Annotated in this window: 17 protein-coding genes; 5 read left to right on the top strand and 12 right to left on the bottom strand. The window is 64.0% G+C overall.

The genetic code is table 11. The annotated features are described in order from the left end of the window. Positions 1-357: 357 nt before the first annotated feature. From BLT92_RS06305 to BLT92_RS06295, 3 genes are all read right to left on the bottom strand, one after another. On the bottom strand, positions 358-1251 hold the full coding sequence (locus tag BLT92_RS06305; protein ID WP_092104137.1) for an oxidoreductase: 894 nt from the start codon (positions 1249-1251) through the stop codon (positions 358-360). A gap of 121 nt (positions 1252-1372) precedes the next feature. Then, on the bottom strand, positions 1373-2044 hold the full coding sequence (locus BLT92_RS06300; protein ID WP_092104135.1) for an NAD(P)H-dependent oxidoreductase: 672 nt from the start codon (positions 2042-2044) through the stop codon (positions 1373-1375). Between the two features lie 63 nt (positions 2045-2107). Then, positions 2108-2656, bottom strand: a complete 549-nt coding sequence (locus tag BLT92_RS06295) for a TetR/AcrR family transcriptional regulator (protein WP_092104133.1) — start codon at positions 2654-2656, stop codon at positions 2108-2110. A gap of 137 nt (positions 2657-2793) precedes the next feature. Here BLT92_RS06295 and BLT92_RS06290 point away from each other — a divergent pair, with 137 nt between their 5' ends. Further along, a complete protein-coding gene (locus BLT92_RS06290; RefSeq protein WP_231939057.1) occupies positions 2794-4275 on the top strand; it encodes an MFS transporter in 1482 nt (493 codons plus the stop codon). A 386-nt stretch (positions 4276-4661) separates the two neighbouring features. Then, positions 4662-5873: an NAD(P)-dependent malic enzyme gene (locus BLT92_RS06285; protein ID WP_092104129.1), complete on the top strand. Its 1212-nt coding sequence runs from the start codon at positions 4662-4664 to the stop codon at positions 5871-5873. A gap of 95 nt (positions 5874-5968) precedes the next feature. Here BLT92_RS06285 and BLT92_RS06280 read toward each other — a convergent pair whose 3' ends face one another. The 4 genes from BLT92_RS06280 to BLT92_RS06265 are packed head-to-tail and all read right to left on the bottom strand — an operon-like array spanning position 5969 to position 10150. Then, on the bottom strand, positions 5969-6781 hold the full coding sequence (locus BLT92_RS06280) for a crotonase/enoyl-CoA hydratase family protein (protein WP_092104127.1): 813 nt from the start codon (positions 6779-6781) through the stop codon (positions 5969-5971). Beyond that, on the bottom strand, positions 6778-8004 hold the full coding sequence (locus BLT92_RS06275) for a CaiB/BaiF CoA transferase family protein (protein ID WP_092108857.1): 1227 nt from the start codon (positions 8002-8004) through the stop codon (positions 6778-6780). The genes BLT92_RS06280 and BLT92_RS06275 overlap by 4 nt, the downstream gene beginning before the upstream one ends. Continuing rightward, positions 8001-9014: an acyl-CoA dehydrogenase family protein gene (locus BLT92_RS06270; protein WP_092104125.1), complete on the bottom strand. Its 1014-nt coding sequence runs from the start codon at positions 9012-9014 to the stop codon at positions 8001-8003. Before BLT92_RS06270 ends, BLT92_RS06275 begins: the two co-directional genes overlap by 4 nt. A 14-nt stretch (positions 9015-9028) precedes the next feature. Then, a complete protein-coding gene (locus BLT92_RS06265; RefSeq protein WP_092104123.1) occupies positions 9029-10150 on the bottom strand; it encodes an acyl-CoA dehydrogenase family protein in 1122 nt (373 codons plus the stop codon). 107 nt (positions 10151-10257) lie between these two features. Between BLT92_RS06265 and BLT92_RS06260 the strand changes: the two genes are divergently transcribed. After that, on the top strand, positions 10258-11010 hold the full coding sequence (locus BLT92_RS06260) for a helix-turn-helix domain-containing protein (RefSeq protein ID WP_092104121.1): 753 nt from the start codon (positions 10258-10260) through the stop codon (positions 11008-11010). Between the two features lie 10 nt (positions 11011-11020). Here the strand turns inward: BLT92_RS06260 and BLT92_RS06255 are convergent, their stop codons facing one another. The 5 genes from BLT92_RS06255 to BLT92_RS06235 all read right to left on the bottom strand — a co-directional run bounded on the left by BLT92_RS06255 (position 11021) and on the right by BLT92_RS06235 (position 16071). Next, positions 11021-12307: a TRAP transporter large permease gene (locus BLT92_RS06255; RefSeq protein WP_092104119.1), complete on the bottom strand. Its 1287-nt coding sequence runs from the start codon at positions 12305-12307 to the stop codon at positions 11021-11023. Further along, positions 12307-12933, bottom strand: a complete 627-nt coding sequence (locus tag BLT92_RS06250) for a TRAP transporter small permease (protein ID WP_157691350.1) — start codon at positions 12931-12933, stop codon at positions 12307-12309. The genes BLT92_RS06255 and BLT92_RS06250 overlap by 1 nt, the downstream gene beginning before the upstream one ends. Positions 12934-12943: 10 nt before the next feature. Further along, positions 12944-14038: a TRAP transporter substrate-binding protein gene (locus tag BLT92_RS06245; RefSeq protein ID WP_092104115.1), complete on the bottom strand. Its 1095-nt coding sequence runs from the start codon at positions 14036-14038 to the stop codon at positions 12944-12946. Between the two features lie 185 nt (positions 14039-14223). Next, the gene (locus BLT92_RS06240; protein WP_092104113.1) at positions 14224-15312 is read right to left on the bottom strand and encodes an SPFH domain-containing protein; all 1089 of its coding nucleotides are present in this window, start codon (positions 15310-15312) and stop codon (positions 14224-14226) included. A 132-nt stretch (positions 15313-15444) separates the two neighbouring features. Next, positions 15445-16071 (bottom strand): TetR/AcrR family transcriptional regulator, encoded by a 627-nt coding sequence (locus BLT92_RS06235; protein ID WP_231939056.1) that lies wholly within the window; start codon positions 16069-16071, stop codon positions 15445-15447. Positions 16072-16201: 130 nt separating this feature from the next. Between BLT92_RS06235 and BLT92_RS06230 the strand changes: the two genes are divergently transcribed. After that, the gene (locus BLT92_RS06230) at positions 16202-17062 is read left to right on the top strand and encodes a CoA transferase (RefSeq protein ID WP_092104111.1); all 861 of its coding nucleotides are present in this window, start codon (positions 16202-16204) and stop codon (positions 17060-17062) included. Between the two features lie 81 nt (positions 17063-17143). Beyond that, positions 17144-18298, top strand: a complete 1155-nt coding sequence (locus BLT92_RS06225; protein ID WP_092104109.1) for an acyl-CoA dehydrogenase family protein — start codon at positions 17144-17146, stop codon at positions 18296-18298. Positions 18299-18374: the final 76 nt, after the last annotated feature.

Raw genomic sequence — 18374 nt, 5'->3', positions numbered from 1 at the left:
TCACCGGAGGCTCCGCTGTCGTTGACCTCGTTCAGGTCGGCCTGGTACGTCCAATTCTCACCGGAGTCGCTGCCGCTTGCGGTTGCCGCGGCTGCTGGGCCTGCTGCAAGACCGAAGGCGGTCTAGGCGAGGACCGGAGTGAGCATGAGCTTCTTTGCTGTGCGCATGATGTGTTCCCTTCTGCGTTATCTCTGTGGACAGTCCCGTTCGGGGCCGTACAGTGACGATTCGGAGCAGTCGGCAGTGCAGATGGGTCAGCCGAGAGGTTTTTTTGCACCAATCCCCATCGCTCAATCAGGCTTCGGGGATGACCGCTGCCATAGCGATGTCCCTGGCACTTGTTGTGGGACAGGCGAATTAGTGGCGATCGAGCCCGAAGCCGGTGCCGGTGAGCTCTTCGGAGACCTCCCACAGGCGACGCGCGAGAGTGGGGTCGCTGGCGGCGGCGGATCGGCCGACCAGTGTAGGAGAGCCGCGCAGCTCGCCACGTCCGTCGGGGCCGATGTAGCTGGCTCCCGGCAGGTCCTGAGTCGCTGCGAACAAAGAGGGCAGAGCCCCCTGTTCGCTGGTCTGAGCAAAAACGCGCCCGGCAAGGTTCGCCGCCGCAACGAGCGATTTGGGCTGCCCCTTGGTGCCGAGGCTCGTGGCAGCATAGCCGGGATGCGCGGCCAGCGAGCGGACGGTCGAACCGGCCTGCTGCAGGCGTCGTTCGAGCTCGAGCGTGAACAGCAGGTTGGCCAACTTGGACTGCCCGTAGGACGCTGCGAAACCGTATCTGCGCGTGCGCAGGGCCAGATCGTCGAAGTGGATCGTGCCCGACTTGTGTGCCCCCGACGCGACCGTGATCACCCGGTCGGTGAGGTGCGGCAGGAGGAGGTTGGTCAGGGTGAAGTGGCCAAGATGATTGGTGCCGAACTGCAGGTCGAATCCGTCCTTGGTCGCAGATCCTGCGAGTCCGGCGACCCCGGCATTGTTGATGAGGATGTCGAGCGGGTTGCTCCACGACTGCGCGAAAGCTCGGATTGAACTCAGGTCAGCGAGATCGAGTTCGCGGACCTCGGTGCTGCCTCCCATGGCACGAGCCGCTGCCTGTCCGCGTTGCGTGTCGCGAACGGCCAGAACGACGTGCGCTCCTGCTCGGGTGAAAGCGGCCGCAGTCGCGGCCCCGACTCCGCCGTTGGCTCCGGTGACCATCACCGTACGTCCGTCCATCGCGGGCATGTCAGCTGAGGTCCAACGATATTTCACCATCACTCGACCCTACTCGGTGATCCGGGGTTCGGCTGCGACTCAAGGCAGTGTCCACATGTGCGACCACCTCCTCGACGGCCGACTGCGGGCAGTGATCTCGAAGAGATGAACGTCTGTCCGTTCACGGTGCCATCGCGACACGACGGTTCAGGTGGTCGGCCTTGGCGTTGCGAGTCCGGCGGGTGGGGGAGGCGAAGGCCGTGGCGATGCTGCGAGCCTCATCGAGTCCGGCGGCGCGATTCTCGGTGTTGCCCGGTGCCTCGATGTCCGGGATGAGGTGGGACTCGACGTCCGTGATCCCGCTGTAGGCGAAGACCCCGACATCGAGTTGGGTGCGCATGGCGTCCTCATACCCGTACTTGTCATAGGTGCGCTGTTTGGAACCGCCGATGCCGATCAGTGCCGTCGGAACGTGGGGGAGGAGCCCGTGCAATGGCTGCATGCCGCGATCGGCCACCCCGGCACCGTACTGGTAGGCCCATCCGCCGGTGAAGACGCGTTCGATCCACCCCTTCATCATCGCCGGCATCGACCACCAATAGACGGGGAACACGAACGCGAGACTGTCGGCGGCTTCGACTCGCCGATGCATGCTTTCAATGCCGTCCGGGATGTCTGCACCCCAGAAGTGCTGATGATCGGCCTCGGCGAAGCGCGGATCGAAACCTTCGGCGTGCAGGTCGAGGACGTCGATGGATTGGCCTGCCGCGCGGAACGGCTCGTGGAAGGCGTCCATCACCTGGCCGGGGTAGCTGGAGCGGATCGGGTGGGAGAAGACGGTGAGCAGGTGCATGGCGGAGCCTCCGAATTGTGCGGGTGGTGCAATTGTTCGTACAGGTGCGATGCCGCAGTCGCTTCAGCGCCGACCTCGAGCATCGTTCATGAGAATTGCGGCGGCTTCCCTCGCCGAGGTGACCGCAGCGGTCCCCAGATACGACGCCGTTGAGGTGGTGCCTTCGAAGAGAACGAGGATCTGGGTCACGGTGGCATCGTCCTCGCCGACAGTGATGTCGTCTCCCAGGTCCTCGCCGACGATCCGGGCGATCATCGATCTCAGCCGTCCGCGGTAGCCGGCGACCTCCTCGGCGATCTCCGGTGTCGATTCCCCGGCCTCGCCATGGGCGCGAAGGAACAGACAGCCACGGGATCCCTCGGCCTCGACCCATTCCTCGAGGCGGACGAAGAGCTCGTCGACGCTCGCCGCTTGGCAGTGAGCGAAGAACCGGGAGGTGCGGGCCTTGAGGACGGCGACGACGAGGCCGGTCTTGTTCCCCACGTGCTTGTAGAGGGTGCGCGTCGAGACCCCTGCAGCTGCGGTGAGATCATCCATGCCGGACGCGGCGAAACCGCGGTGGTCGAAGACGCGTTCTGCGCTGGAGACGATCTGTTCTCGTGAAGCTGTCATGCTCTCAAAGTACAACGATCGTTTTACATTCGCAAGCTAGGACAGCGACACCGCCGCCGCAACGGTGTGGCAGGCGTGAGCGAGACCGCCGTGGTGGGGTGTTGTGCCGATCTGACTGGCGGAGTAGAACTGGATCAATGACGGGAACTTCAGAGACACCGGCCATGTCGGCGGGGCAGCGCCGAATCCTCGCCGTGATGCTGGTGCCGATGTTCATGTCTCTGCTGAGCGTGTCCATCGTCAACGTCATCCTGCCGGATATGCAGAAGTCGATCGGGGCCTCGAACTCCGCGATCCAATGGGTGCTCTCCGGCTACACGCTGGCCTTCGGTGTGCTGCTCGTCGCTGCCGGTCGCGCCGGTGACCTCTTCGGTCGGGGCAGGCTGTTCGTCGCCGGAGTGAGCGTCTTCGCCCTCGGCTCGCTCATCGCCGGCTTCGCTCCCGACCCGGTGATGCTCAACGTCGCACGCATCGTCATGGGCATCGGCTCGGGACTGCTGAGTCCTCAGGGCGTGGGGATGCTGCAGCAGTACTTCCACGGCAAGATCCGAGGTCGTGCCTTCGGCATGTTCGGCACGATCGTCGGTGTCTCCGTCGGCATCGGGCCCGTGCTCGGCGGCGGGCTCATCGCGCTTCTCGGCGAGGAGTGGGGATGGCGATCGGCCTTCCTCATCAATGTGCCGATCGCCGTGGCCGCCATCGTCCTCGGCCGATTCTGGCTGCCGCCCAGTGCATGGAGAGGCAGCGCAGCCGATGCCGATCATGCCGATGGCTCCGCCAAGGCGCGCGCCGACTTCGATCCGGTCGGCCTCGTGCTCCTGTCGCTGGGCACCCTGTTCGTCATGCTTCCGTTCCTCGAACGCTCCGCCGGCGCCTGGATCTACGCTCTGGTCCCCGTAGGTGCCGTCGTCATCTGGCTGTGGGTGCGCTGGGAGGGCCGATATGCCCGCCGAGGCGGTGCCCCGATGGTCGACATGATTCTGTTCCGCACCCGCACATTCGCCTATGGCGCTTCCCTGACGTCGATGTATTTCGTGGGCATGCCCGGAGTCTGGGTCATCGTCGCCCTCTATCTCCAGAACGGCCTCGGCTTCCCCGCACTCGAAGCGGGACTGATGGGTCTGCCCTCGGCGCTGTTGGCAGCTGTCAGTGCCCAAGCCTCCGGCCGTGTGGTCCTCACCTACGGACGCAAGATGGTCGTGCTCGGAGTCGGCATCGCCATCGTCGGAGTCGTCGCCTCTGCATTGATCGTCCTCGCTCACGAAGACCTGGGCATCAGCATCTGGTGGATGCTGGCGAGCCTGGGTCTGACCGGGGTCGGCCAGGGCATGGCGATCAGTCCCAATCAGACCCTGACCCTGGCCGATGTGCCGGTCGAATATGCGGGAAGCTCCGGTGGGGTGATGCAGACCGGGCAGCGCGTGGGAACGGCGATCGGCATCGCGATCGTCACCGCACTGTTCTTCGTCGTCCAGGGGATGGCCGGTTATGGGGCCGCGATCGTCGCCGGATTCGGATTCATCGCCGCGGTCATGGTCTTCGCCGCAATCATCGGAATCGTCGACCTGGCCCGCCGGCGGGCGAAGGACCGGCAGAGGGCCGCAGTGGCAGAAGGCTGAGACTCGGAACACGACCTTCCGGATTCAATTCACCCAGGTCAAAGGTATTGTGAACATGCCTCAAAACGGGGCGGTAACCTCGGCGAAGGTGACTTTTCAGGGTGGACAGCAGTGACTCATCGGCTATGCTGGCCGAGTTGCACAGTGCGTTTCTTGAGGTCGGAACTCGGCCGACTGCGAACCGCTCGTGCCCTGCGCAGCCACGCACAGTCCTTCACAAAGGGCGCGAACCACACTGCGCAGACGTCACCGCCCCATCCATCTTGGTGACAGCTCTTCGATTCGACCGCTGCCAGATATGCCCCGTGGTATGGCACCGCGGTCTGACGAACACCGATGGCGGCATCGCTGCGATGCCGGCCGTCACGAGACCACGAGGATCAAACATGACGACAACGACCGATACATCTACCGCCGCTGCCGCACAGAACTCGCTGCCGCCGATCACCGATGATGAGATCTTCGCCGGGCACGAAGGCGGCAAGCTCTCTGCCGAGCTCACCCGTCCGCTCGAAACCCAGCGCGATCTCTCGATCGCCTACACCCCGGGTGTTGCCAAGGTCTGCACCGCGATCAAGGACGAACCGGAACTGGCGCGGACCCACACCTGGACCGGTCGCCTCGTTGCCGTCGTCTCCGACGGATCGGCCGTGCTCGGCCTCGGCGACATCGGGGCCAAGGCATCCCTGCCGGTCATGGAGGGCAAGTGCGCCCTGTTCAAGCGTTTCTCCGGACTCGACGCGATCCCGATCGTCCTCGACACGAATGACGCCGACGAGATCGTCGAGACCCTTGTCCGCATGGCCCCGTCATTCGGCGCGGTCAACCTCGAGGACATCTCGGCGCCTCGCTGCTTCGAGATCGAGGACAGGGTCAAGGCCGCCCTCGACATTCCGGTCATGCACGATGACCAGCACGGCACCGCCGTCGTCGTCCTCGCCGCGCTGACGAATGCGCTGCGGGTGGTCGACAAGTCCTTCGACTCCATCAAGGTCGTCCTCTCCGGAGCAGGCGCTGCCGGAGTGGCCGTGGCCAAGATCCTCGACGATGCCGGAGTCAAGGATGTCGTCGTCCTCGACTCCAAGGGAATCATCGACTCCGAACGCGGCGATCTGACCCCGACGAAGGAATGGCTGGCGTCGAACACGAATCCGCGCGGCATCACAGGCGGGATCGACACCGCTCTGGCCGGTGCGGATGTGTTCATCGGCGTCTCCGGCGGCACGATTGATGAGAAGCACCTGCCGCAGATGGCCGAGAATGCCGTGATCTTCGGCCTGTCGAACCCGAACCCGGAGATCACCCCGGACATCGCAGAGAAGTACGCCTCGGTCGTCGCCACCGGCCGCAGCGACTTCCCGAACCAGATCAACAACGTCCTGGCCTTCCCCGGAATCTTCCGCGGAGCCCTGGACGCCGGGGCCACCGACATCACCGATGAGATGAAGCTCGCCGCTGCGCGTGCCGTCGCCGATCTGGTCGGCGACGACCTGCGCCCGGACTACATCGTCCCCGGTGCCATGGACGAGCGAGTTGCTCCTGCCGTGGCTGCTGCGGTCGAGACCGCTGCCAATGCCGCTGGAGTGGCGCGGGGATAGAGGTCCGCTTCTGAGCACCACTTCAACAGGGGCCGGGTTCAGCCATCGATTGGTCGAACCCGGCCCCTGTGTTGTGACAGTGGAACTTGGAACACTCAGCTGGTGAAGCGAGGCGCGCGCTTCTCCAGCATCGCGGCCACAGCTTCATGATGATCGGGCTGGAAATGCGCGTTGGCCTGCAGTGAGGCGCATTCCTCCAGCATCGACTCGAGTGTGTGGCGCTCCGAATCGAGGAGGAGCTGCTTGGTCGCCCGGACCGAATACACGGGGTTGGCCACAATGCGTCCGGCCAGCTCGAGAGAGCGTTCGATGAGGTTCTCGGCAGAGACGACGTAGTTGACCAGGCCCCACCGTTCGGCGGTGACCGCATCGACTCGATCGCCGGTCAACGCCATCTCAGCGGCTCGAGCGGATCCGATCAGGCGAGGGAGGAACCAGGCACCGCCATCACCGGCGATGAGCCCGAGCTGGACGAACGACTCGGCGAACCACGCCTGCTCGGCAGCCACACGCATATCGCACATGGTCGTCAGGTCCATGCCTGCACCGACCGCGGGCCCATTGACCGCGGCGATGAACGGAACGTCGACGGACCTCATCGCCAGAGGAATGCGCTGGACACCGTTGCGGTAGCCCTCGCGGATTTCGTCGAACTCTCCGCCGAACATGCCTGACTTATCGGCCATCTTCTTGATGTTGCCGCCGGCAGAGAACGCCTTGCCCTCACCGGTGAGGATCACGCACTTGACCGACTTGTCATCACGGATCCGATCGATGTTGCCGATGAGCGCCTCGATCATCGGCTCATCGGTGATCGGATTGCGCTGCTCGGGAAGATTGAGGCTCCACAGCTCGATGGCGGGCGCCGGCTGTGTGACCAGGATGAGGTTCTGGGATTGTTCGCTCATGACATGCTCTTTTCTGTTTGTTCTGCTGACGCTGCGGGCAACTCAGACTCTGCTGTGACCGCGCCGGAGTTCTGCAGGGCGGCGATCTGCTCCTCATCGAATCCGCATTCGGCGAGGATCTGCGATGAATGCTGACCCGTCCGGGCCGGGCGAGTGGGCGTCGGTGCCTCCTGGCCCGACAGGACAATCGGATTGCGCACGCCCTTGAACCCCGATTCGTCTTCGAAGAACAGCTTCCGGTGCTTCACCTGGGGCTCCTCATACATCTCGGGAACCGTATTGACCGGGGCGGCAGGAATTCCCTGCGCCGCCAGGGCCTGCAGGAGATCCGCGCGCGGCTGGGCCGCGACCCGTGGCTGCAGGAGTTCCTTGAGTTCGGCGCGGTTGGTGCTCCGGGCACCGTTGCTGGAAAACCGCGGATCGTCGACGAGTTCCATCACACCAAGATACCGACAGATCTTGGCGAACTGGCCGTCATTGCCCCCGGCGATGAAGAGGTCGCCGTCTGCGCAGGCGAACACCTCGTAGGGAGCCACCGTGGGATGAGCGGCACCGGTGCGATGCGGGGTGCCACCACCGTAGAGCCAATTCGAAGCTTGGGGAATGAGCATGCTCACGGCACTGTCGAGCAGAGTCGAGTCCAAGAGCTGGCCTCGTCCCGTCGACTCCCGCTCGCGCAGGGCCAGCAGAATGCCGGAGAAGCTGTGCAGAGCGGTGACCATGTCGACCGCGGGCATCCCGAGGCGTACGGGTGAACCATCGGGTTCACCGGTGACGCTCATCAGCCCGCCGTACGCCTGCATGACAGCGTCATAGCCGGGCTGTCCGCCGAGGGGACCATCGATTCCATAGCCGGTGATCCGACAGTGGATGAGGCGGGGAAAGTCCTGTTCGATCCGGTCCGGGGCGAAGCCCCATTTGTCCAGGGTGCCGGCCTTGAAGTTGTCGATGAGGACATCGGCATCGGCGAGCAGCTTGGCGAGGACGTCCTGGCCCTCGGCAGATTTCAGGTCGAGGCAGATATTGCGTTTGTTGCGATTGAGCGCGTTGTAGTAGCCGGTGGTTCCGTCATCGGCGAAGGGCGGCCCCCATTTGCGAGTGTCATCCTGCGCAGGTCCTTCGACCTTGATCACGTCGGCACCATGGTCAGCCAGATACTGGGCAGCCAGCGGCCCTGCCATGATGCGGGACAGGTCGATGACTTTGAGTCCGTCCAAGATCATGATGCGACCATCTCCCACACAGTGTCCTCGTCGGACGTGACCAGTGCGGACAGGCTGTCGAGCAGACCCTCGGAGGAATCCATCTGCCGTCTGGTCTGCAGCACGCCCCTGGTGTATCTCTGCAGGGGATGCTCGAGTGTTGTGCCGATAGCACCCAGCGCCTGGTGCGAGTTGCGCACGACGACCTCGATGGCATCGAAGGCGGTGAGGCAGCCGGCCACGATTTCGAGCCTGGCAGCAGAGTCGAGCTGCTGGCCAGATGACAGGTGCTGGAGTGAGCTCGCGGCCGCCGAGGCGACCATCTCCGCGTTCGCAGCCGATTCGGCCACAAGCTTCTGAACGGCCTGGAACTTTCCGACGGGACGACCGAACTGCGTGCGTTCGGTGGCATAGCGCACCGTCATCTCCACGATCTCGGACAGCTGCGCCGCCGTCACCGCCAGGGCGGTTGCCTGACGGACTCCTGCGATCCATTCGCTTGCGTGTGCAGAAGCATCCACCCAGTCCGGCGCCGAGGTGGTGGTGATCCGGGCGGCCGGTGAGCCGTCGATGCTCACGATCGGTTCCGAGGCCCGGACGTCGGTGATCAGTGCGATCTCCACTCCGACGTCGGTGGCACGATGGGTGAGGACCGCCTCGGCGTGGGTGGCCCACGCGATGGGCTGGCCCTGGTCGATCGCGGACCACGGCACGAGCAGTGTGCCTGCTGGCAGGGTGCCGTCGAGCTCGGTGCCGGCGACCAGTCTGATCGGGTACAGGTCGAAATCGGCGGTGGGGTAGAAGATCCCCGCGTGCGCCAGCCCCACCTGGGTGCCAATGGTCGCGGCCAGGACTTCGAGGTTGTCGGAGTCATCGGACTCGCGCGCGATATCGGTCAGACCCGCCTCGGCGAGCTTATCCAGCAGCGAAGTCAGATCGGGTGTCTCAACACTCGTGTGAGTGAGTCCGGCATCGTCGACGATGCTCGCGGCGAGCTCGCTGACTTGGTCGAGGTCATCGGTGAATGTCATTGCTTAACTTCCTTTCAGCGCAGGCCGAGTTGGCGGGCGATGATTCCGTCGAGGATCTCCGTGGTGCCTCCGCGCAGAGTGAATCCCGGTCGCTGCAGAATGCTGGCCGAGACCATGGAGTCCAATCCGGTGGAGCCCTCGAGGCGCACCCTGTCGGCGGTCTCGGCGATATCGCCTTCGAGCTTGGTGCCGAGGACCTTGACGATCGCAGCCGCGGTGTCGGGTGTCTCGCCGCGAGCCAGGGCATGGGCGATGCCGAATGACATCGTGCGCAGCCCGATGACGCGGGCCAGGTGGGGGAGGAACGCCCGCCGATGTTGTGAGGCCAGGCCCTCGGCCAGCAGCGGATAAGTGGAGAGGACGCGCTCGGGACCGCTGCGTTCATAGGACAGCTCCGAGGTGACCTGCTCCCACCCCTTGCCGATCGTGCCGAAGACGTGATCATCGGCGACGAAGACCGAATTGAGGACGACCTCGTTGAAATGCTGCGAGCCGTTCATTGAGGTGATGACGTTGACATCGACGGCAGGGTCCGTGAGGTCGACGATGAACTGGGACAGGCCGGCGTGCCGGTCGGAGGTGTCGAGCGCCTCGGTGCGAGCCAGGACGATGAAGCGGTCCGCGTGGTGAGCCCCGGAGGTCCAGACCTTGGTGCCGGTGACCTCCCACCCGCCGTCGACGCGCACTCCTTTGGTCTTCACGCTGGCCAGGTCCGAGCCGGAGTCAGGCTCGGACATGCCGATGCCGAAGCTGACATCGCCGGCGGCGATCCGGGGCAGGTAGGTCTGTTTCTGGAAGTCGGTGCCGTATTTGAGGATCGATGGTCCGATCTGCCGGTCGGCCACCCAGTGGGCGGCGAGGGGAGCCCCTCCGGCCAGGAGCTCCTCGGTGACGACGAAGCGTTCGAGGAAGGTCTTGCCGTGGCCCCCGTGGTCGGTGGGGATCGTCATGCCCAGCCATCCCTGGTCGGCCAGCTTCTTCGTGAAGTCGGTGTCCCAGCGTGTCAGCCAGGTGTCGACCCAGGGCGTGAAGTTCCCGGAATCGCGCTCGCGCTGAAGGAACGCTCTCACCGCATAGCGAAGTCGGGTCAGCTCTTCGGTCTCATCAGCTGGTGCGGGAAACAATCCGGTCAGCATTGTCATCTCCTCATAGACTGCGTTGTCTCGACCATCCTACTACATAGTGCCGTATCCAATTACGTATACCCGTAACTAAAGTGAGAAGGGTGAAGTATCCTGAACCCATGACGCCGCAACACGACAACTCCTCGCCCGTGGCCACGAACCGGCCGAACCATCGAATGGTCGATCGGGTGTCGGCGATCCTGGAAGCGGCGGCACGGAGCCGAACCGGCCTGACGCTGACGGAGCTGGCCGGTCATATCGATGCGCCGTTGTCTTCGACCCAGGGGTTGGCGAACGGTCTGGTCGCCACCGGTTACCTCATCGAGCGCGAGCGCAGCTACTTTCTGGGCCCGGCGCCGTTCTTCCTGACTCGCATCGCGGGATCGTCTCCGGTGGATTCGGTCTCGCACGAGCACCTGAAGGAGATCCATGAGGCGACCGGCCACACCGTCGTCCTCGCCATTGCCGTCGGCGATGGCCTCTACTACGTCGACCACGCGGCCGAGTCAGCTCGCTACAGCTACCTGGCAGAGAACTTCGTCAAACGTTCGCTGATCCGCGCCTCCTCGGGGTGGATCCTTCTCAGCGGAATGTCTCGCCGCGACCTGTGGAGCTACCTGTCGATGCTTCCCCCCGAGGACGAACCCTTCGCCGATGAGTTCCTGGACTCGATGAGGCAGATTCAAGCTGACCAGATCGTCGTTGCACCCACTGTCTCGACCTCGGGCATCGAGGGCATCGCCACCTCCGTGACCGCCGACGGTGAGACCATCGGCTCCGTCGCGGTGATCGGCGACCACGAAGAGATCCTCAATGATGCCGACACCATCTCGTCGATCCTCCTCAAGTACCGCAGTAAGTGGGCGTCGTGAGCCCCGGGCCTCACTTCATGTAAGTGGGGAACCAGAGGACGATCTCCGGCCAGACTAGGAACACGAAAGCGACGATGAGCATCGCCACGAGGTAGGGAACTGCGCCGAGGAACACCTCACCCACCGGTCGACCCGCCGATCGTGCGACCACGAACGCATTGAGGCCCATGGGCGGAGTCACCAGCCCGATCTCGGCGAGGAGAACGATGAAGATGCCGAACCAGACGGGATCGTAGCCGAACTGTTCGACCAGCGGCAGCACCACGGGGACCGTCAGGGCCAGGATGGCGATCTGATCGAGGAAGAAGCCGAGGATCAGATAGAACAGCGAAATGATGAGCATGACGGCGAACGGCGAAATAGGCAGGCCGGACATCCAGTCGACGAGGTTCGGTGCCACGCGGGTTTCGACGAGGAAGTGTCCGAAGATCTCCGCACCCATGATGATGGCCAGGATCATCGCACTCGTCTTCGTAGTTTCGACGAATGCGGCGACCAGATTCTCGAGACTGGCCTTCCTGCGGATGCAGAGGAGGATGAAGGCCGCGATGCAGCCGATGGCCGCCGATTCGGTCGGGGTTGCGATGCCGAAGAAGACCAGGCCGATGACGACGGCGAACAGGGCGAGAACGGGAAGGGCGTTGACCGCGGCGCCGAACTTCTCCCGCATCGTCGTCGGCACCCCACCGGGCATCGCCGACGAGTTCGACAGCCCAGTGATGTACATCGTGACGATGAGGACGGTCGCGATGATGAGGCCGGGGATGATCCCGGCGATGAGCACATCGCCGACTCCGATATCGGCCGTCACCGCATAGAAGACCAGAATGATCGAGGGCGGAATCATCGCGGCCAGCGTCCCGACGACGGCGACCAGGCCGGAGGCCGTCTTCGGGGCGTAGCCTTCATCGATCATCTTCACGGTGGAGGTCTGGCCCAGTGTGGCCGCCGAGGCGGTGCTCGAGCCCGACACGGCAGCGAAGATCGCTCCGGCGGCGACCGAGGCAACACCCGTGCCGCCTTTGGCCCGGCCGACGATGACGCGTGCGGCCGTGAACAGGTTGTCCACGAGCCCGGATTTCAGCACCAGGTTGGCCATGAAGATGAACAGGGGCGCGGCAGACAGCGAATAGCTCATCACCGCCGAGGCGGGTGCGAATTGAGAGACCCCGTTGAGGAGTTCGAAACCGCCGAGGGAGAGCAGGCCGACGACTCCCGTCGCCAGAATCGCGAACGAGACCGGGACGCCGATGACGATGAGGACAAGGAGCAGGAGCAGAATCAGTGCGATGGTCATCAGAGTGCTCCACCTTCGGTCTCGGTCTGCCGGTTCGGGCGGGTGACATCGGTGATCGGGCCGCTCCAGTCGGAGCAGAGCTCGCGAACGAAGTCGATGAGGACAGTGGCGATGAACAGGGCGCTGCCGATCGGCACCAGCGACTTCCACAACCCATAGTTGAGCGGCAGTTCAGAACCGCCCACCGCTGGAGTCTCGTTGAGTCCGAAGGAGATTCCGGCGGCGACTGCGCCATTGACCAGAACCGGAAGCACGGCCGTGATGATCACCGCCTGGGACAGGAGCTGGACGAGCTTCTTGGTCCGGTCAGGAAGCCGATCGTAGATGGAGGCCACGGCCACGTGGCCGGCCAACCGGTAGGCGACGGTGACGCCGAAGAAGGCCAGGCCGACCATCAGATACTGCTCGGTGAAGTTGACGTTCCACCCCAGCGGTCGGTCGAAGAAGTAGCGCATGAAGACCTCGATGCCGGTGAGGACGGACATGACCGTCAGGATCACTGCCGAGATGAGGAAGGAGATCATCGTGATCGTCTGTTGGATTCGTCGCAGGGGCAGGGGTGCTTCACCTGATCGGTATCCGGGCAGTTGGGTCAGCGGACGGAAGACGGATGTGAAATCGGGCATGGTCAGATCCTCACTCGGCCGTGGGCTCGTCGTTGTCGTATCTGGCGATCGCGGTCTCATAGTCCTCGACCACCTCGGCGGCGGGGAGCCCGCGTTCTTCGAGGTCATGGCTCCAGCCGTCGATGACGGGCTCGACCATCTTGTTCCACATCCCTCGTTCCTCATCGGTGACGTCGTGGAACTCCACGCCCTCGTCCTTCATCTGATTGAGGCCCTTGATCTGCGCCTTCTCGACCTGAGTGGCGGCACCTTTTTGGGCAGTCGCTGAAGCTTGGGTGATGAACTCGCGCTGTTGGTCGTTGAGCTGGTCCCAGGTGTCGATCGACACCGCATAGGTGACCGTGAACGCGCCGAGGCGGGCGCCGTTGGTCGAGTAGTCGAGCACTTCTCCGAGCCGATAGGAGGCGACGGAGACCGGGCTGGCCAGGGTCCCGTCGACCGTGCCGCGTGAGATCGCTTCGTACATCTCGCCCAAGGGCATGGACACTCCCGCGGCGCCGACGAAGTCCACTGCTCGGTCTGCTGCACCGCCGGTGCTGCGGATGGTGGCTCCGGCCATGTCGCTGGGCTCGGTGACCTGGATGTTCGCGGTCATCGCTTCGTAGTGGGGGATCGATGCCGCCCAGAGGGCGCGGATCCCGCGTGGCTTCCATTCGGTGCGGTAGAGGATGCCGTCGTCGTCGAGCAGGTCCATGATCGCCGATGCGCCGGCGTGGGCATTGCCGACGTAGCCGGGGAGGTCGCCGATGTTCGAGAGCTGGAGCTCGGGGCCGACATAGGCCGGTGAGACAGGTGCGATGTCGGCGACTCCCGAGCGGAGGATGCTGACCATGTCCTTCTGATCGCCGAGCTGGCCGTTGGCGTAGTACTCAAGGTCGATTCCCAGGGCCTTGGCCTCATCGGATTGGAGGGTGTCGATCAGTTCGTTCGTTCCGCCCAGGGCGAGCGGGTGCGTCTGCGGGAACGAGTCCGCCATGACCAGGGTGACGTCATCAGGGCTGTCCGCCTGGGCGGCGCAGCCACTGAGCAGGACAAGGGACGCGAGGCCTGCCAGCAGGGTTCGCTGTGGTTTGCTGCAGGCGGGCCTGCGGGGACGGCGCATCATCGAGCTCCCGAAAAGTTGCGTACTTATGAATACCTCTACGTATATCAGTTGTTAGAACACTATTCGAGACGTCTTTCCATGTCAACGGAGGTTGGGGCTGTGCCTCTGAGCACGCGAACGGGCGCCAGCGCAACAAAGTGCGCTGGCGCCCGTTGGAGTGTTCTCGGTGCGGTGAGGTGGTCGCCTCAGGAGTCGTCGGTCATCGAACCTGAATTGTCCGTGCTTGGTCCGAAGGCGTCGCGGGCGCGACTCACCGCCGACTGGGCATCAGTGGGTGCGCTCTGCGCTGCCTTCGACACGGCCTGCTTCTGAGACTGAGGTCCGTTTGCACCGTGCAGGCCCTCGGTCTTCGCTGCGTCCTCGGAGGCATTGGCCGCAAACAGGGTGTTCCTGATCTCCTGGGTCATCTCGCCCAGGCCGCCCGGGTTTGAGGGCATGAACAGCACGTTCGAGCGGCCCTCCTGGGCGACGTTCTGCATGGTGTCGAAGTACTGGGTCATCATCAGCAGCTGTTCGGCGGTCCTGTCGATGCCGACTTCCTGCAGCTTCGAGTACTGTTCGGCGATGCCTTCGGCAATGGCCTTGCGCTGGGCGGCCACACCTTCACCGTGCAGGCGCATCGCCTCGGATTCGGCCTGAGCCTGGGTGACTCGTTTGATCTTGTCGGCCTCGGCCAGCGACTGCGCGGCGACCTTGTCACGCTGCGCGGCGTTGATCGAGTTCATGGAGTCGCGGACCTTGGAGTCAGGGGTGATGTCTGTGACCAGGGTGCTCACGATTTTGAACCCGTACCGTCGCATCGACTCCGAGAGGCGACGTTCGACGTTCTCGGCGATGTCGTCCTTCGACTCGAAGGCCGTGTCCAGGGTTAGTCCCGACAGGGCGGAGCGCACGGTGTCGAAGACGTAGGACCGGATCTGCTCCTCGGAGTTCGCCAGCTTGTAGTAGGCGTCGGTGACGTTGTCTTCCTCGACGACGTACTGCACGGCCACGGGGACTGTGACGAAGACGTTGTCGCTCGTCTTCGACTCGATGTTGACCTCGAGTTGTTGGACTCGCAGTGAGACCGGTTTGCTGGTGGTTTCGACGAGGGGCATCTTGAAGTTCAGGCCCGGCTTTGCGACCTTCTTGAACTTGCCGAACCGTTCGACAACGACGTTCTCCTGCGTCTTGACGGTGAAGAACATGCTGGTCCTCAGCTTGCCGAACAGCAGTACGGCGAGGATGAGGACGATGATCACTACGGCGATGACGCCGCCGGTGAGGATTTCCATGGCTGCTCCGAGCTTTGTGGGTCCGCTGCTTCTTACAACTTCTGTTGCTCATCCACTCTAGTCGTGATCAAGGCTGCCGCGCGAGGGGCGAGGCCGCCGCGCAAGGGGAGCGGCCCACGGGCCGCCCCTCGCTCACTGCGCGGACTTGACCTCGACTCTCAGTTCGGGATGTTTGGTAGGCCGCTCATCTGCGGGGAACGAGTCGACGATCTGATCGACGAGTGGCTGCATGAAGTGCCGGCCGAGCTGACGCACCATGGCGGTCACGACCTGCTCGACGCGGTCGCGGTTGGCTGAGGCATGCCCGGACCGGCGCATGGTGTCGATACTCTCCAAAGTCAGAGACGCCAGACGTGAGATGAGCGTTCCATTGGACGGCAACTCCACGATCTGGCGGCGCAGGTAGTCGACGACGAGCGGGTTGTCGTTGAGCATCTGTGCCACGGTGTCATCGCGAGCCGTGACGTCGGCGACACTGTCGCCGGAGCGAGCGTCGGCGCGATCGAGTGCGGCTGCGAAGAGCCCCACGATCCACTGTTCGACCGCGTCCTGTGCGCCTTCCTTCGACCCGAAGTAGTGACCGATCAGGCCGATGGCAACGCCAGCCTCTGATGCGATGGCGCGCAGCGGTGTGCCGGCGAACCCATTGACCGCGAACTGGTGGAGGGCGGCGTTGCGAATGCGGGCGCGACTCGTGAGGTCTGTGTGTTCGTCGTCGGCAAAGCCTTGGTCGTCAGTCGCTGCAATCTCATCCGACACAGTCTCGTTCCGTTCTTCTCGGCTGTCCCCGGCAATTCTCGCATGCACAGCATTGAACAATCTTTCAATAGATTATACAGTCATTCAATAGGGGCGAAACATTCGTCTCTGTGCAACGGGAGGAAACTCAATGAACGATCGCGAACCGCTGGCCGGAGTCACGGTCATCAACCTGGCGGTCAACCTGCCGGGACCCTTCGCCGCTGCCCGCCTGTCGGCGCTCGGGGCTCGGGTCATCAAGGTCGAGCCGCCCTCGGGTGATCCGGTCGCTCAGGTCGTGCCCGCCTACTACGAGGAGCTGTCCCAAGGCCACGAGGTCGTCACGATCGACCTCAAGGACGACGAGGGGATCGCACAGCTCGACGCACTCGCCGCAGTCGCCGATATCCTCATCACCGCGATGCGACCGCGCGCTGCCGAGTCACTCGGACTGCCCGGCATCGTCAGCCGATATGGCCTCGTCCACGTCGAAATCGTCGGGTTCGCGGGGGAGCGGGCGAACGTTCCCGGACATGACCTCACCTATCAGGCCGCCCACGGAACGCTGGTTCCCGGCAGCACTCCCAGGATCCCGGTGGCCGATGTTCTCGGCGGCGAAAACGCTGCGACCGCAGCACTGGCCGGCCTGCGTCAACGCGAGTCGCAGACCGAGGGCAAGAGCACCGGTATCGTGCGCCGAGTCGTCCTCGATGACGCCGCAGCCTGGGCCGCAGGGCCGGCCCGGCACGGACTTACTTCACCCGGAGGCCCGCTGGGTGGAGGCTCCCCGTTCTACCGGACCTATGACACCGCAGACGGAGTGATCGCCATCGGCTGCATCGAGCCCGTCTTCGTTCAGGCTCTGGCTCAGCACGTCGGCAGTGACAGCGCAACCCTCGAGGCAGCCTTCGCCGCAAAGCCCACGAGCGAATGGATGGAACTCGCCCACGCCCACGACCTGCCCTTCGAGCCCGTCGCTGAGGCCACGGCCCCAGCCGCAGTCCCCAACTGACCGACTGAGACTCCAGCTGATCACTGCGGTCCCGGGTGATCTCTCGCAACGACGGCGAACACACCACAAAGGAGAGCAACAATGATTCTCGACGGATACCGCGGAACCTGGGAAACGCAGGAGACGGACGACCTGCGCGAACTCGTGCGCAACTTCATGAACAAAGAGATCGTGCCCAACCAGCACACGTTCATCGACGACCACCAGGTCGACCGCGAACTGTGGAATCGGGCCGGAGATGCGGGATTGCTGTGCATCTCCATTCCCGAAGAATACGGTGGAGGCGGCGGCACCTTCGCCCACGAGGCGATCATCCTGCAGGAGCAGGGATTCGCCGGCGATGCGGCCTGGGGCAACAGCGTCCACTCCACGATCATCGCCCACTACATCAACGCTTTCGGTACCGAGGAGCAGAAGAAGCAATGGCTGCCGCGCATGGCCACGGGCGAACTGGTCGCGGCGATCGCCATGACCGAACCCGGGACCGGATCGGACCTGCAGAGCGTGAAGACGAAGGCCGTGCGCGATGGCGATGAATACATCATCAACGGCTCGAAGACCTTCATCTCCAATGGCACCCACGCAGACATCGTCGTCATCGTTGCCCGCACGAGTGAGGATGCCGGTGCCAAAGGAGTCTCCCTCATCGTCGCCGAGGTGGCCGATCTGCCGGGATTCTCCCGCGGACGCGTCCTCGACAAGGTCGGCCAGCGCGGCCAGGACACCAGGGAGCTGTTCTTCGAAGACATGCGCGTGCCTGTCGACAACGTCCTCGGTGGGGTCGAGGGGCGCGGGTTCCTTCAGCTCATGCAGCAGCTGCCGCAGGAGCGTCTGGCGATTGCCGTGGCGGGGGCGACGACGACCGAGGCCGCCGTGCGGGAGGCAGTGGCGTACGCGAAGGAGCGTGAAGCGTTCGGGCAGTCGATCCTCAAGTTCCAGAACACGAAGTTCGTCCTCGCCGAATGCGCGACAGAGGCGCTGTCGACCAGGACCTTCGTCGACCACCTCACCCAGCTGCACATCGACGGACGTCTGACGACCGAACAAGCCTCGGCCGGCAAGTACTGGGCAACGGATGCCCAGGCCAATGTCATCGATCGCTGCCTGCAGATCTTCGGCGGCTATGGATACATGCTCGAATACCCGATCGCTCGCATGTATGCCGATGCCCGAGTGCAGAAGATCTACGGCGGCACGAACGAGATCATGAAGGAACTCATCTCCCGCGGGCTCTGAGTGGCTGTGGTGGTGTCGGGTTGAGCTAGTCGGGCTTCTTCGCGGGCTCACTGCGGGGACGGGTGACGGCCAGCAC

Origin of the sequence: Brevibacterium picturae, assembly GCF_900105045.1 — a bacterium.
Taxonomy (GTDB): Bacteria; Actinomycetota; Actinomycetes; order Actinomycetales; family Brevibacteriaceae; genus Brevibacterium; species Brevibacterium picturae.
This window is presented reverse-complemented; position numbering and strand designations above follow the sequence as displayed.

Excerpts from the sequence above, each read along its gene's own strand:
- BLT92_RS06240 (WP_092104113.1), bottom strand. The coding sequence starts at position 15,312 with ATGGAAATCCTCACCGGCGGCGTCATCGCCGTAGTGATCATCGTCCTC.
- BLT92_RS06280 (WP_092104127.1), bottom strand. The coding sequence starts at position 6,781 with ATGAGCGAACAATCCCAGAACCTCATCCTGGTCACACAGCCGGCGCCC.
- BLT92_RS06225 (WP_092104109.1), top strand. The coding sequence starts at position 17,144 with ATGATTCTCGACGGATACCGCGGAACCTGGGAAACGCAGGAGACGGAC.
- BLT92_RS06305 (WP_092104137.1), bottom strand. The coding sequence starts at position 1,251 with ATGGTGAAATATCGTTGGACCTCAGCTGACATGCCCGCGATGGACGGA.
- BLT92_RS06295 (WP_092104133.1), bottom strand. The coding sequence starts at position 2,656 with ATGACAGCTTCACGAGAACAGATCGTCTCCAGCGCAGAACGCGTCTTC.
- BLT92_RS06255 (WP_092104119.1), bottom strand. The coding sequence starts at position 12,307 with ATGACCATCGCACTGATTCTGCTCCTGCTCCTTGTCCTCATCGTCATC.
- BLT92_RS06265 (WP_092104123.1), bottom strand. The coding sequence starts at position 10,150 with ATGCTGACCGGATTGTTTCCCGCACCAGCTGATGAGACCGAAGAGCTG.
- BLT92_RS06270 (WP_092104125.1), bottom strand. The coding sequence starts at position 9,014 with ATGACATTCACCGATGACCTCGACCAAGTCAGCGAGCTCGCCGCGAGC.
- BLT92_RS06300 (WP_092104135.1), bottom strand. The coding sequence starts at position 2,044 with ATGCACCTGCTCACCGTCTTCTCCCACCCGATCCGCTCCAGCTACCCC.
- BLT92_RS06275 (WP_092108857.1), bottom strand. The coding sequence starts at position 8,004 with ATGATCTTGGACGGACTCAAAGTCATCGACCTGTCCCGCATCATGGCA.
- BLT92_RS06230 (WP_092104111.1), top strand. The coding sequence starts at position 16,202 with ATGAACGATCGCGAACCGCTGGCCGGAGTCACGGTCATCAACCTGGCG.
- BLT92_RS06290 (WP_231939057.1), top strand. The coding sequence starts at position 2,794 with ATGACGGGAACTTCAGAGACACCGGCCATGTCGGCGGGGCAGCGCCGA.
- BLT92_RS06250 (WP_157691350.1), bottom strand. The coding sequence starts at position 12,933 with ATGCCCGATTTCACATCCGTCTTCCGTCCGCTGACCCAACTGCCCGGA.
- BLT92_RS06285 (WP_092104129.1), top strand. The coding sequence starts at position 4,662 with ATGACGACAACGACCGATACATCTACCGCCGCTGCCGCACAGAACTCG.
- BLT92_RS06260 (WP_092104121.1), top strand. The coding sequence starts at position 10,258 with ATGACGCCGCAACACGACAACTCCTCGCCCGTGGCCACGAACCGGCCG.
- BLT92_RS06245 (WP_092104115.1), bottom strand. The coding sequence starts at position 14,038 with ATGATGCGCCGTCCCCGCAGGCCCGCCTGCAGCAAACCACAGCGAACC.